At 64.6% G+C, this 13,420-nt stretch carries 14 protein-coding genes and 1 tRNA gene; 4 read left to right on the forward strand and 11 right to left on the reverse strand.

The window, feature by feature from the left end:
* Positions 1-361: 361 nt before the first annotated feature.
* Both ACK2VC_RS08900 and ACK2VC_RS08905 read right to left on the reverse strand, forming a co-directional pair.
* Positions 362-437 (reverse strand) — tRNA-Arg (locus ACK2VC_RS08900).
* The gene (locus tag ACK2VC_RS08905; protein ID WP_486729984.1) at positions 428-586 is read right to left on the reverse strand and encodes a hypothetical protein; all 159 of its coding nucleotides are present in this window, start codon (positions 584-586) and stop codon (positions 428-430) included. The genes ACK2VC_RS08900 and ACK2VC_RS08905 overlap by 10 nt, the downstream gene beginning before the upstream one ends.
* 43 nt (positions 587-629) lie before the next feature.
* On the opposite strand from ACK2VC_RS08905, the gene ACK2VC_RS08910 reads away from it, so the two are divergent.
* Complete coding sequence (locus ACK2VC_RS08910) at positions 630-1,484, forward strand: c-type cytochrome (protein WP_486729985.1); 855 nt, start codon at positions 630-632, stop codon at positions 1,482-1,484.
* A gap of 277 nt (positions 1,485-1,761) precedes the next feature.
* Here ACK2VC_RS08910 and ACK2VC_RS08915 read toward each other — a convergent pair whose 3' ends face one another.
* Positions 1,762-2,442, reverse strand: coding sequence for a YiaD family glycine zipper/OmpA-like lipoprotein (locus ACK2VC_RS08915; protein WP_486729986.1), 681 nt, complete (start codon positions 2,440-2,442; stop codon positions 1,762-1,764).
* Between the two features lie 119 nt (positions 2,443-2,561).
* Positions 2,562-2,864 carry an ElaB/YgaM/YqjD family protein gene (locus ACK2VC_RS08920; protein ID WP_486729987.1) on the reverse strand — a complete coding sequence of 101 codons (303 nt, stop codon included), beginning with the start codon at positions 2,862-2,864 and terminating at the stop codon, positions 2,562-2,564.
* Between the two features lie 165 nt (positions 2,865-3,029).
* On the opposite strand from ACK2VC_RS08920, the gene ACK2VC_RS08925 reads away from it, so the two are divergent.
* Complete coding sequence (locus ACK2VC_RS08925; protein ID WP_486729988.1) at positions 3,030-3,194, forward strand: DUF1328 domain-containing protein; 165 nt, start codon at positions 3,030-3,032, stop codon at positions 3,192-3,194.
* A 22-nt stretch (positions 3,195-3,216) separates the two neighbouring features.
* Here the strand turns inward: ACK2VC_RS08925 and ACK2VC_RS08930 are convergent, their stop codons facing one another.
* From ACK2VC_RS08930 to ACK2VC_RS08955, 6 genes are all read right to left on the reverse strand, one after another.
* Positions 3,217-4,656 (reverse strand): dihydrolipoyl dehydrogenase, encoded by a 1,440-nt coding sequence (locus ACK2VC_RS08930; protein WP_486729989.1) that lies wholly within the window; start codon positions 4,654-4,656, stop codon positions 3,217-3,219.
* A 48-nt stretch (positions 4,657-4,704) separates the two neighbouring features.
* Positions 4,705-5,478: a YdcF family protein gene (locus ACK2VC_RS08935; RefSeq protein ID WP_486729990.1), complete on the reverse strand. Its 774-nt coding sequence runs from the start codon at positions 5,476-5,478 to the stop codon at positions 4,705-4,707.
* Positions 5,479-5,493: 15 nt separating this feature from the next.
* Positions 5,494-5,904 (reverse strand): nucleoside diphosphate kinase regulator, encoded by a 411-nt coding sequence (gene rnk, locus ACK2VC_RS08940; protein ID WP_486729991.1) that lies wholly within the window; start codon positions 5,902-5,904, stop codon positions 5,494-5,496.
* Positions 5,905-6,073: 169 nt separating this feature from the next.
* A complete protein-coding gene (locus ACK2VC_RS08945) occupies positions 6,074-6,556 on the reverse strand; it encodes an energy transducer TonB family protein (RefSeq protein ID WP_486729992.1) in 483 nt (160 codons plus the stop codon).
* A 184-nt stretch (positions 6,557-6,740) separates the two neighbouring features.
* Positions 6,741-8,780 carry an oxidoreductase gene (locus ACK2VC_RS08950; protein ID WP_486729993.1) on the reverse strand — a complete coding sequence of 680 codons (2,040 nt, stop codon included), beginning with the start codon at positions 8,778-8,780 and terminating at the stop codon, positions 6,741-6,743.
* A gap of 157 nt (positions 8,781-8,937) precedes the next feature.
* Entirely contained in the window at positions 8,938-9,327 is a 390-nt protein-coding gene (locus ACK2VC_RS08955) for a hypothetical protein (RefSeq protein ID WP_486729994.1), read from the reverse strand.
* Between the two features lie 405 nt (positions 9,328-9,732).
* Here ACK2VC_RS08955 and ACK2VC_RS08960 point away from each other — a divergent pair, with 405 nt between their 5' ends.
* A complete protein-coding gene (locus tag ACK2VC_RS08960) occupies positions 9,733-9,891 on the forward strand; it encodes a DUF3309 family protein (protein ID WP_486729995.1) in 159 nt (52 codons plus the stop codon).
* Positions 9,892-9,989: 98 nt separating this feature from the next.
* Here ACK2VC_RS08960 and ACK2VC_RS08965 read toward each other — a convergent pair whose 3' ends face one another.
* Complete coding sequence (locus ACK2VC_RS08965) at positions 9,990-10,478, reverse strand: hypothetical protein (RefSeq protein WP_486729996.1); 489 nt, start codon at positions 10,476-10,478, stop codon at positions 9,990-9,992.
* A 335-nt stretch (positions 10,479-10,813) separates the two neighbouring features.
* Here ACK2VC_RS08965 and mgtA point away from each other — a divergent pair, with 335 nt between their 5' ends.
* Positions 10,814-13,360: a magnesium-translocating P-type ATPase gene (gene mgtA, locus ACK2VC_RS08970; protein WP_486729997.1), complete on the forward strand. Its 2,547-nt coding sequence runs from the start codon at positions 10,814-10,816 to the stop codon at positions 13,358-13,360.
* Positions 13,361-13,420: the final 60 nt, after the last annotated feature.

Below are 13,420 nucleotides of genomic sequence, written 5' to 3' on the forward strand. Positions count from 1 at the left end.
ACTTTGACAACGATTTGCACGTTGATGCATTGGTGAGGGCGGCGGTAAAACGACGATCAATGTATCGGAGCGATGCTGACAGTGGCGGAACGGCTCTGGATAGACTCGTGAATCCGCTTACCTTATTGGAACCTGGGAATATGATGTATCGCAATGGCTGCGGACGATGAAATGGACTGGGTTCGAATAGAACACCATGACAAGCACTTGTGCCCGAGTATGGCCCGGCAAGCCCAATTCAGATTGATTTACGCAGACCGAAATTGACAAAATTCGGGTACACAACGGGTACACAACTAAGAATTAAGCCCTTAATTGCACCTTCAAAGCACGAAGGCCCTCAATAAGTACTTGATTTAATTGGTGCGGCTGGCGGGGATCGAACCCACGACCCTTGGCTTCGGAGGCCAATACTCTATCCACTGAGCTACAGCCGCGCGGGAATGCCGAACAGGCGTGAAGGATAACGGTTTTCGGCGGCCGCGTCCACGTAAAGCGCGGGTTTTTCATTCCAAATAGCAATCGTTAAGTCTATAATTAAGAGTTTGGCGAGGCATCCGCTGCCATATTTCAGGTCCTGTTGCAAGACACGCCTGGCCACCGATTTCGAAAATTGCACCGAGGGAATCATGAGTGACGCACACAACGAACATCAGTCCGGCATCAGGACTCCGAAACAACTGATTGCCGCGGTCATCGCGGGTTTCCTGGTGCCGATCATCATCATCGGCCTGCTGGTCGAGTATGCGTCAAACGGCCCCAAGGTCGGAACCGGCTCGGAAGCGCAAACACCGGCGGCGATCGAGGCACGCATCCAGCCCGTGGCTGACCAGGGCTTCACGTTGAAAGACGCCAGCGCACCGAAACAACTGCAGACCGGCGAGCAGGTGTACAAGGCGACCTGCGCCGCCTGTCACGGTAGCGGCGCCGCCGGCGCACCGAAGCTGGGTGACGCCGCCGCCTGGTCGGCGCGGATTGCCGCCGGCTACGACACCGTGCTGGGTCATGCAATGAAGGGGCTGAATGCGATGCCGGCCAAGGGCGGCAATCCCGATCTGGATGACGTCGAAGTGGCACGCGCGGTGGTCTACATGGCGAACCAGTCGGGCGCCAAATTCAAGGAACCGGAAGCACCGGCTGCCAAGCCGGCTGCTGCTGCACCGGCGCCGGCCGCCAGCGCGCCAGCTCCTGCCGCAGCGGCGCCAGCCGCGGCCGCGCCGGCTCAGGCGGCCAGCGACGCCGGCAAAAAGCTGTACGACAGCACCTGCATGGCATGTCACACCGCCGGCATCGCCGGTGCGCCGAAGTTCGGCGACAAGGCAGCCTGGGCGGATCGCATCAAGCAAGGGGTGGCCGTCCTGGACGAGCATGCGATCAAGGGTTTCCAGGGCAAGACCGGCATGATGCCAGCCAAGGGTGGTTCGCAAGCTTCGGACGACGAAGTCAAGGCCGCCGTCGCCTATATGATGGCTGCCGTGAAGTAAGCCGGGCCAGTCATTGCCGGCCGTCTGCAGCGCGCTGTGGATGGCTCAGAAAGAGCCGCACCCGTCAAGGTTTGCGGCTCTTTTCATTGGAGCCGAGAGGACATACCGCGGGCCCGCGCTGGATCGGCATAGCACCGCCGAAATGCAGGGGTATGCATCAAAATTATCCATTTTATGTGCGAAAACCGATATTCATTACGGGAGTATATAGCCTGGCACAGGCCCGCATGCGGCCAGGTCTGTACGCCATTCTGGTATGGCCGGACAAGCATCGAGCCTATCTTGGCGATGCGCCCGGCGCACCCGGTTGCTGCTCGGCGACGTAAATTTCGACGCGGCGATTGCGCGCGCGGTTGGTGGCGCTGTCGTTGGCGACCAGCGGCTCGTGCGAGCCGCGCCCTTCGACGATGAAACGGTTGGCGGCGACGCCGCGGCTGGCGAGGTAGTCGCGCGTCCGGGCGGCGCGATTCAGTGACAGCGGATCGTTGATGGCGTCGTTGCCGGTATTGTCGGTGTGGCCGATGATGGTGATGATCGTATTCGGATTGTCGAGCAGGCCGGTGGCGAAGCGGTCCAGGATCGGCCGGAAGTTCGACTGAATGTCGGCGCGCCCGGTATCGAACGAGATGTCGCTCGGAATGTCCAGCTTGAGCCGGTTGTCGGCGGTCTGGCTGACCTGAACGCCGGTGCCCTGGGTGGCCTGTTCCATCTGGCGTTTCTGGTTTTCCATTTTATTGGACCAGATGTTGCCGACCACCGCGCCGGCGGCGCCGCCCAGCACCGCGCCGGTCGCCGCGCGCCCGCCACCACCACCGCCGGTGGTGGCGCCCAGAATCGCCCCCAGGCCGGCGCCGATGCCGGCGCCGGTAGCAGTGCCGCGCTGGGTCGGCGACATCTCGGCACAGCCGCCAACCGCCACCGCGGCGGCCAGCATGGAAATCATCATTCGGGTGCGCATCAGCGGCCTCCTCTAGTCATGAAACAATGATTCGACCCTGGCCATGGCCGGATGGTTCTTGATGTGCAATATCAATCCGGCAAAGCGTGCGCTGGCGCAATCGGTCGCCCGTCGCGCGGCTACTTGCGGCCGATGATCAGCCCGACCAGCAAGCCGACGCCGGCCGAAATGGCAACCGCGCGCCACGGATTCTCCTGCACGTAATCGTCCGCGGTGGCGGCCAGTTCCTTGCCGGTATCCAGCGCCGCCGCCTGCACGTCCTGGGCCTTGTTCAGCGCCGTGTCGAGCAGGGCCAAGCCCTTGCCGCGCAGGGTTTCAGCCTTGTCGCCGGTGGCGGAAGCCGCTTCGCGGAACAGGTCCTGGGCATCGCGCACCAGGGTTTTCATGTCGTTGCGGGAGGTTTTCAGATTCGGGGTCAGCATGGTTCTTCTCCTGTAAAAAATGCAAGCGGTCAGACGGTGAACGCGGGAAACGCCGGATTTCAAGGTGCGTCGCCGGGTTGTTCCGGATCAACCACACTATCCGGCTTTCCGATAAGGTAACAGCTAGCGATATTAATACCACTATCGACCTCGAAGGAGATTGATATGCTCCGCTATGCCGCCATTTTTTTTGTAATTGCGATCATTGCCGGCGTCTTCGGTTTCAGCGGCATCGCCGCCGGCGCCGCCGAGATTGCCCGGGTGCTGTTCTGGCTCTTCGTGCTGATCTTCGTGGTGTCGCTGGTATTCGGCCTGCTCAACAAGAAATAGCTGCGCCGCCCAGCCCCGGCCGTCACATGCCGGGCGTGCAATCGGCGCAGTGTTCGATCGCCGGCAGGCCATGCCGCAACTGCTCCTGCAGATCGCGCAGCGCGCTGCGCACGCCTTCCTCGATCACCGGGTGGTAAAACGGCATGCCGCGCATCTGCGCCACCGTCATCCGGCTCTGGCAGGCCCAGGCCAGCAGATGCGCCAGGTGTTCGGCGCGCGGCGCGATCATCTCGGCGCCGAGGAAGCGATCCGAGCCGTACTCGCCATACACCCGCAGCACGCCCTGGTTTTGCAGCATGACGCGGCTGCGCCCCTGATTCTCGAACGAGACCTGGCCCACCGCAAACGGCGCCGCGCCATTCTCCTGCAGGCTGTGCCAACTGCGCCCAACGCTGGCGATCTGCGGGTCGGAAAAGACGATCGCCAGCGGCTCGTGGCGCGGTCCCGGCCGACGCTCGGGATAGGCGCCGGCATTGTCGCCGGCGATGCGGCCCTGGTCGGCGGCTTCATGCAGCAGCGGCCGCTCGTTGCTGGCGTCGCCGGCGATGAAGATCGTGCTGGTGCCGCAGCGCATGGTAGCCGGATCGAAGCGCGGCACGCCGCGCTGGTCCAGTTCGATACCGGCTTGCTGGAGGCCGAGATCGCCAAGGTTCGGCACGCGCCCGGTGGCGCACAGCACCCGCTCGTAGCGCTCGCTGCGCACCGCGCCGTCGGCGGCGCGCGAAGTCAGCACGACTTCCCCGGCCTCGCGCCGCACCTCGAGCACTTCGGCAGGCAGCCGCAAGTCCAGTTCGGCGCCGAGGCAGCGCGCGGCGGTTTCCTGCACCACCGGGTCGCTCAGTTGCGCCAGCCGCCGATGCCCGAACAGCGCCACCCGCACGCCCAGCCGATGCAGCGCCTGACCCAGTTCAAGGCCGACGATGCCGGTGCCGATCACCGCCACCGAACGCGGCAAATCGGGCCATTCAAAGATGTCATCGCTGGTTTGCGCCAATGCGCCGGCGGCCTTGAACTGCTCCGGGATCAGCGGGCTGGAACCGGTGGCGATCACGACCCGGCCGGCTTGCACCACGGTATGCGCATCGACCTGCAGGCGTTGCGGGTCCAGAAAGCGGGCATGCCCGCGCAGCCGCTCGTGCGGCGCGATTTGCTCCACGCCGTCCAGCACGAAGCCGACAAAGCGGTCGCGCTCGGCCTGCACGCGTGCCATCACGGCGCGGCCATCGATGCGCACCGGCCCGGCGGCCACGCCGAAGCGGTCGGCGCCGGCCACGGTGTGCGCCGCGTCGGCAGCGGCGATCAGCAGTTTGCTCGGCATGCAGCCGACCCGGGCGCAGGTGGTGCCATAGGCGCCGCCCTCGATCAGCACCACGCGCTGGCCATGCGAACGTGCCGCGCGCAAGGCGGCCAGGCCAGCGGTGCCGGCGCCGATCACCGCCACATCCACTTCAAGCGAATTCATCGCCACTCCTTTCACGCGCTCGGCGCTGGCGCTGGCGCAGGAACCGCCTCAGGCGCCAGCACCATACCGCAGCCGGTACCACAGCAGCCCGATCCACTCATGCAAGGCGTAATGCGAGCGCCGCAAGCCTTCGCCGTCCGGGAAAAAATCAAGCGGAGTCAGACGCTGATGACTGAAAAATACCGTCGGCGCCGGTACCACCTCCAGCCCGTAACGGATAAACACCGACCGGGAACGCGGCATGTGGATCGCGTCGGTGACCAGCAGCACGCGGCGGACGCCGGCGCCGCGCAACTGCTGCGCCGCGTAGCGGGCATTTTCGGCGGTGTTGTCCGAACCCGGCTCCAGCCAGCGCACCGGCACCCCGAAATCCTCGCGCAAGCTGCGCGCCATCAGCGCCGCCTCCGATTCGGCCGCACCGTCCGGGCTGCCGCCGGAAACCAGCAGCGGCAAGCCGCTGGTGCGCTGCAAATGGGCGGCATAGCGCAAGCGCACCAACGTCGTCAAACCGGGGGAATCGCGGCCGCCATATTCGGGCGCGCCGCCGATGCGTCCACCGCCGAGCACCACGATGGCCTGCACCGCCGGCAGCCCGGCCGGCGCCAGCGGCTGCGTCAGATTTTCCAGCGGCGCCACCAGCAGCAAGGCGCCGGCCTTGGTACACAGCACCAGCAACAGCGCCAGCGCGCCGATGCTGAGCGACGCCCCGAGTCGCGGCTGGCGACGGCGCAACCACAGGCCGTACGCGGCGATCAGGACCAGATTGAGCGGCGGCAACAGCAGCGTCGCCACCGCATTGGTCGCCACCCAACTGGCGTTCATGCCGGCCGGCGCCGATCAGCGATGAAACTCGCCGCTGGCCTCCGGCTGATAGGTGACTTCCAGCACGCGCAGGCGCAGTTCGCGGCCGCCCGGGGCCTGCCAGGAAATCGATTGCCCGACCGACAGCCCGAGCAGCGCGCTGCCGACCGGCGCCAGCACCGAGACCGCGTCCGGCACGTCGGTCTGGCCCGGATACACCAGCGACAGCCGGTATTCGGTGCCGGTGGCGTCATCGACGAACTTGACCGCCGAATTCATCGTGATCACGTTCGGCGGCACCTCGTTGGGCGCGACGATCGTGGCGCGGTCGATTTCGCTTTGCAGCGCATCGATGCCGGGCAGGTTGCGGTACTTGTCGGATTCCAGTAATTGTTCCAGCCGTTCCAGGTCGAAACTCGAAATGATGATGCCGGGGCGAGTATCCATCGGTATTTCCAATCTATGAGCAATGAGCCGATCCCGCGCGCTCGGCGGCGCGGGGCAGGCGGCCAAAGGGGGAATCGGTATTCGGGTGAAATGCGGTCGAACTGACGCATCGAGTCTGGCCTGATGGTAGGCGAGAAACGCGGCGGAAGCAAGCCGGCGCGGGCCGGGGCTACTCGTTCGCTTGCGCTTCGGCTATGGTGCGCAACTGGAAGCGGCCATCGTTGTTGAACAGCCAGGTTTCCAATACTTCGACCTGGCCGCGGCGCAACAGATGTGCGGCCGGCTTCGGAAACGGCGCGGCCTTGCGCAAGGCGGCCAGCGCCGTGCTTTCGGTGACGCGGTCGTGGTTCGAGCGCAGGATGTTGCTGCTCAGCAGGCGGCCGTTGGCGTCCACTTGGTATTTGACCACCACCACCGAGCGCAGCAGAGCTTGCGGGCGGCCGGCAAACACCTGGATCGAATTGGCCTGCGCAATGCGGTTGGCGAGGTCGTATTTATATGCCGCCAGCGAGCCCGCGCTCGAGGCGCTGCCGGCAACGCTTTCGACCCGGCCCGCCTCGGCGGCGGGCGGCAGCGGCCGCGCCGGTTCGAGCGGTACGCTGGAACAGGCGGCGAGGGCGGCGGCAAGCAAGGGTGCGAGTCTGCGGTACATGGCTGCGGGCTGGAAACAACGATAGGGCGATGGTAACACCCGAATCGGGCTCGACACTACGCCAAACTCGAGTGCGTTTCGCTCCTTGCTCGGCGTTTGCAAATACGCAAGACAGCGAGCGCGCGGTGCCCACCCGGGCCAAACTACGCTGCGAAAACAAGCCTGTCGACCGCAGCCGGCTGGATTACAACCGCGCCGCCAGCTCCGCCCCTTCCCGGATCGCCCGTTTGGCGTCCAGCTCGGCCGCCAGCTTGGCACCGCCGATCAGGTGGAACTGCGGGCCGGCGGCGTCATTTTGCGCCGGCATCAGTTCGTTCAAAGAATCCTGGCCGGCGCAAACGATCACGTGGTCGACTTCCAGCAGGCGTTCGACGCCGTCCTGCGTGACATGCAGGCCGGCATCGTCGATCCGGCGGTAGTCGATGCCGGTCAGCATTTGCACGCCATGCCGCTGCAGCAGCGCGCGATGCACCCAGCCGGTAGTCTTGCCGAGGCCGGCGCCCATCTTCGTGGTCTTGCGCTGCAATAGGTATATCTGGCGCACTGGGGTTGCCGTCAGCGGCGGCCGCAGGCCGCCGGCGCCGGCTACGCGCGCTTCCAGGTCGACGCCCCATTCGTCCAGCCAGTGCGACAGCGGCACCGGCAGCGGCACGCGGCGGTCGTGCAGCAGGTATTCCCCGACGTCGAAGCCGATGCCGCCGGCGCCGATGATGGCGACGCGCTGGCCGACCGGCGGGTCGTTTTGCAGCAAATCGTAGTAGGAAATCACCTTCGGATGGTCGATGCCCGGAATCGGCGGCGTGCGCGGCGTCACGCCGGCGGCGACGATCACGTGGTCGAAGCCCTGCCCCAGCAATTCGGCGCGCGAAACGCGCGTGTTCAGCTTCAGCACCACGCCGGTGATCTCGATCTGGCGCGCGTAATAGCGCAGGGTTTCGGCGAATTCTTCCTTGCCGGGAATTTTCATCGCCAGCTTGAACTGGCCGCCGATGCGGCCGCTGGCTTCGAACAACGTCACCGCTTGGCCGCGCCCGGCGGCCACGGTGGCCGCCGACAGCCCGGCCGGGCCGGCGCCGACCACGGCGATCTTTTTGGCTTGCGCCGTCTTGCGGTAGACCAGCTCGGTTTCGTAGCCGGCGCGCGGATTGACCAGGCAGGTGGCGCGTTTGTTGGCGAAGGTGTGGTCGAGGCAGGCCTGGTTGCAGGCGATGCAGGTGTTGATTTCGTCGGCACGGCCGGCAGCGGCCTTGTTGACGAACTCGGGATCGGCCAGGAACGGCCGCGCCATCGAGATCAGGTCGGCGTCGCCGCGCGCCAGGATGGCCTCGGCATCGTCCGGCATGTTGATCCGGTTCGAGGCCACCACCGGCACCGTGACGTTCCGGCGCAGGCGCCCGGCCAGGCTGGCAAACGCCGCGCGCGGCACCGAGGTGACGATGGTCGGCACCCGCGCCTCGTGCCAGCCGACGCCAGTGTTGAAGATGGTGACGCCGGCGCGCTCCAGCGCCTGCGCCACCGCCACCACTTCGTCCCAACTGTTGCCGCCTTCGACCAGATCGAGCAGCGAATGGCGGTACATGATGATGAAATCGGTGCCGAGCGCGGCGCGTACGCGGCGCACGATCTCGACCGGCAGCCGCATCCGGTTTTCGATGCTGCCGCCCCAACGGTCGCTGCGACGGTTGGTGCGCGCGCACAGGAACTGGTTCAGCAGATAGCCCTCGCTGCCCATGATCTCGATGCCGTCGTAGCCGGCGCGCTTCGCCAGCCGGGCGCAGCGCACGTAGTCGGCGATGGTGCGCAGGATGCCGCGCTCGGACAGTGCGCGCGGCTTGAACATCGAAATTGGCGACTTCAGCGCCGAGGCCGAGACCACCAGCGGCTGATAGCCGTAGCGTCCGGCGTGCAGGATCTGCAGCGCGATCTTGCCGCCTTCCTCATGCACGGCGGCGGTCAGGCGGCGGTGATTGCGCAGGTCGAAGGAATTGTTCAGGGTGCCGCCGAACGGCAGCAGCCAGCCGCTGCGATTCGGCGAAATGCCGCCGGTGACGATCAGGCCGGCACCGCCCCTGGCGCGTTCGCGGAAGTAGGCCGCCAGCTTCGGGTAGTTGTAGAAGCGGTCTTCCAGCCCGGTGTGCATCGAGCCCATGATCACGCGATTCTTCAAGGTGGTGAAACCGAGGTCGAGCGGCGCCAGCAGGTTCGGGTAGTGGGGATTGCTCATGGTGTCGGGGCGTGGCCGCGGCGGCGAGTGGAAAAAGGCAGGGTATCACCGGGCGGGCCCAAATGTCCTTGGGGCAACACTCTAAAATACGTCATTCCTGCCGCATACGACCCGATCCTGGCCCGGCATCGGTTCCGTGTTCCTGATGCAACCTACATCATGGAGTATATTGTAAAAACATATGCTTTACTGATGAAATTAGCATCTTATAATGGGAGTATATGGTTCTGGTGCCGGGCGCCAAGGCGCGCTGCAACAGCCGCACCGCGATCGCAAACGCGATCAACGGAATGCCGACCAGGCCGAGCGCGGTGGCGGGCGACGTTACCAGTCCCGTTCCATCACCCGGGTCGCGCGATGTCGCGACTGACCCATCCCGCGCACTCGCATCCCGCCACCATCCGGCGATGACACCCAACCCTTCCGATATGGGTTCCCTGCAGCACAAGAAACTGTTCGATAGATTTGGCATCAGGGATAAGCGAGCAATCGTATAAGCCATCGGATTTTGTACCGCAAAGACAAGGCTGGCGCCGTTTTTTGCCAAGTGCATTCGGATTGTCTCGCATCAAAGACATGTGCCGAAACTGGCATAACTTGGCCCTATGGTTTGTCAATCTCCATTGTATTGAGTGAGTCAGATAGATGTGCTGGGACGGGCGAAGGGCTTTTCGCGGTGCCATGGAACAGGATCATGCTCGATACGCAGGATATGCGCGTCGTGCTGAATGTGGCACAGGATCGCCTCGAACCTGCATCGGGATTCGATAGGGACAGGCGGTCCACCCAGGCAGGCCAGACTGAAGGGGAGGAAATCCATCCTTGCTAAGAGACCACACGTAGTTGGACGACCTGCGCGCATAACTTATCTTCAGGGCGAACTGGCCTGAGATGATCTCGATACCCGTGCCGGGAATCGCGACAGGCTCATCAACCATAACCGGAGCAAAACATGAGCTTAGGTACGATTCTCCTGATTATCTTGATATTGATTCTGATAGGCGCGTTTCCGAGTTGGCCACACAGCCGGAGTTGGGGCTATGGCCCAAGCGGCATCGTCGGTCTGATCGTGGTGGTCTTGATCATCCTATTGCTGATGGGACGAATTTAAGGGTGACAAAACATCGCGCTTACCCAGTCAGGCGCGATGTTTTTTTGAGCGTCAGCCTTGATCAAAATGATTGACCGATTGGGTCGCATTGCGGCGCCCTAGTGTGGTGTTGCATGCTCCGCCGCCTGGATGCCGCCGGTGATCCGCAGCGCCCCGATCGCGCCATGCAGTTCCAGCGGCGCGATGTCCTTGCCATGCGTCACCACGCCGCCATCGATTTCAATCTCGCGCACCGAACCGCCGGCCTTGATGCTCAAGGCAATCGCAGACAACTGCACCACCACGCCTTTGACCAAGGACTCTCCGCTGTCGACGCCGGTGTCGTTAAAGATCGCTCGCTTGTCGAGCGACGCTTCGAGGCGGGGATTGGCGACGGCATTGTCCGAGCTCAGTTGCAGGCCATCACTGCCGGCGGCAAAAGAAAAGGTCGCCTGCTCGCTTTCGCCGGCCAGCGCCTGGCCGGGGCCGAGACGAATCGACGGCAGGTTGGACAGGACGCCGCGCACGATGATTCTGTGCACGGCCGGGTCTTGCGTCGCGGCAAGCAGCTCGTCGGTGCTGGTAACGCTCTTGTGCAGTGATGCCATGTCGATTCCCTTCCTGGCGGCAAGCCATGTATCCGGGGCAAACTGTCCCTCCTGCATCGTGCAACGCACGCCGGCCGCGTCTGACCGGGCCCGGGCGCCGATCGGGGCAAAGGAAAATCGTAGTTCCAAACCGACCGCGCAACATTGACGTAGGGCGCATCCGGGACAACAAACCGGGCCGATCGCGGCGGGTACGCTGGCGCGAGCGCAAGGGCACTCCGTTTGATCTATCCCCGTACTGCCTGTGGTCTGGCTTGGAATAATCGGCTTGAGCTGCAAGCGTTGATTGCGGCCGATTTTTCCGATTCCGGTCCGGTTGTCCGAAGGGGTCCGCCATGCCTGAGGCCGCCGTCAAAACGGATGCCGCATTCTGGCAAACGCCGGTCGCGGCGCTGCTGGCACAGATGGCGGCCAGCCCTGATGGCTTGAGCAGCGCCGAGGCGGCGGTGCGCCTGGCGCGGTTCGGCCCCAACCTGATCCATGCGGAACGCACCAGGGCGCTGGTCCTGCAATTCCTGGCCAAGTTCCGCAATCCCCTCATCATCATCCTGCTCGCGGCCAGCGCCCTGTCGGCCTTCACCGGCGACGCCGCCAGCTTTTTCATCATCGCCATCATCGTTGTCATCAGCGTCAGCCTCGATTTTGTCCAGGAATACCGGGCCGGGCAGGCGGCGGAACGGCTGCGGCAGTCAGTGGTGGTGCGCGCCCATGTGCTGCGCGACGGCAAGCCGCGCCAGATCCCGTTTGCCGAACTGGTGCCGGGCGACGTCGCACTGCTGGCAGCCGGCGACCTGATTCCCTGCGACGGCAGGTTGCTGGAGGCGAAAGACTTCTTCGTCAACCAGGCAATCCTGACTGGCGAACCGTATCCGGTGGAAAAAGCGGCCGCCGACTTGCCGCAAGAAACCGACCTCCTCGCGGCCAACAACAGCGTGCTGCTGGGAACGTCAGTCATCAGCGGCAGCGCCCGCGTGCTGATGTGCCGCACCGGGCAGAACACGGCGCTGGGCGAGATCGCCGACACCCTGCTGGTCAAGGCGCCGCCCACCGCCTTCGAGCAGGGGACCCAAAATTTCGGCATCCTGATCATGCGCATGACGCTGCTGCTGGTGCTGTTCGTGCTGCTGGTGAATGCCTTCTTTCACCGTCCCTGGCTCGAATCCTTCCTGTTCGCGGTGGCGCTGGCGGTGGGGCTGACGCCGGAACTGCTGCCGATGGTGGTGTCGGTGACGCTGTCGCGCGGCGCGCTGCGCATGGCCGCCAGCAAGGTGATCGTCAAGCGGCTGGCCGCGATCCACAACCTGGGCAGCATGGATGTGTTTTGCACCGATAAGACCGGCACCCTGACCGAGGCCCGCATCCATCTGGAACGGCACCTGGACCCGCTCGGCCGGGAAAGCGAGCACGTACTGGAACTGGCCTACCTCAACAGTTTTTTTGAAACCGGCCTGAAAAGCCCGCTCGACGACGCCATCCTGGAGCACGCCGAGATCGCCACCAGCGGCTGGCGCAAGATCGATGAAGTGCCGTTCGACTTCGAGCGCCGCCGGGTCTCGGTGCTGCTGGACGACGGCAGCAGCCGGTTGCTGGTGGTCAAGGGCGCCCCCGAAGATGTGCTGCGGCTGTCGGTCAGCTACGGCCTAGGCGACGAGGCCGGCACGCAGCCTCTGGATGAGACGGCGCGCGCGCGCATCAATGCCCAGTTCGAGGCGCTCGGCAAGGATGGCTTCCGGGTGCTGGGGATTGCCTCGCGGCCGGTCGGGATCGACCATCCGCACGCGGTGGTGGGCGATGAAAGCGAACTGGTGTTCGCCGGCTTCGCCGCCTTCCTCGATCCGCCCAAACAGAGCGCCAAGGCGGCGCTGGCCGCGTTGGCGGCCGACCGCGTCGCGGTCAAGATCATCACCGGCGACAACGAGCTGGTGACGCAGCATGTCTGCGCGCAGCTCGGGATTCCGGTGAGCGGGGTGCTGACCGGCGCCGCGATCCAGCAGATGGATGAGCCGGCGCTGGCGGCGCGCGTGGAGCAGGTCAACCTGTTCTGCCGGGTGGCGCCGGCCCAGAAAAACCGGGTCATCCTGGCGCTGAAGCGGCGCGGCCATGTAGTCGGCTATCTGGGCGACGGCATCAATGACGCGCCCTCGCTGCACTCGGCCGATGTCAGCATTTCGGTCGACAGCGCGGTCGACGTGGCGAAGGCGGCGGCCGACATGATTTTGCTGGAGCACGACCTGGGCGTGCTGCATGCCGGCGTGCTCGAAGGGCGGCGCACCTTCGGCAACATCATGAAATACATCATGATGGGCACCAGCTCCAACTTCGGCAACATGTTCAGCATGGCCGGCGCTGCGCTGTTTCTGCCCTTCCTGCCGATGCTGCCGGTGCAGATCCTGCTCAACAACCTGCTGTACGACGTCTCCGAGCTGCCGATCCCGCTGGACCGGGTGGACGACGACTACCTGAGCCATCCGCGCCACTGGGACATGGGCTTCATCCGCAACTTCATGCTGATCGTCGGCCCGGTCAGCTCGGTGTTCGACTTTCTCACCTTCTACGTCATGCTGGCGGTGTTCCAGGCCGGCGAAGCGCTGTTTCAGACCGGCTGGTTCATCGAATCGATGGCCACCCAAGTGCTGGTGATTTTTATCATCCGTACCCGCCGCAATCCCTTCAAGAGCCGCCCCAATCCCTGGCTCGTCGCCTGTTCGCTGGCGGTGGTGGCGACGGCCGTGCTGCTGCCGCTCACACCGCTGGGCGCGCGCTTCGGTTTCGTGGAGCCGCCACCGTTCTTCTTCCTGATTCTGGCGGCCATGCTGCTGTGCTACCTGCTGGCGGTGGAGGCGATGAAGCAATGGTTCTTCCGCCGCTTTGCTCCAGAGTAAGACCGGACGGCGCCCGACGCCCCCAATGCCCGACCGCGGTTGAGCGTGGTCAAGACGCGG

Source organism: Herbaspirillum sp. WTB6, assembly GCF_057457785.1.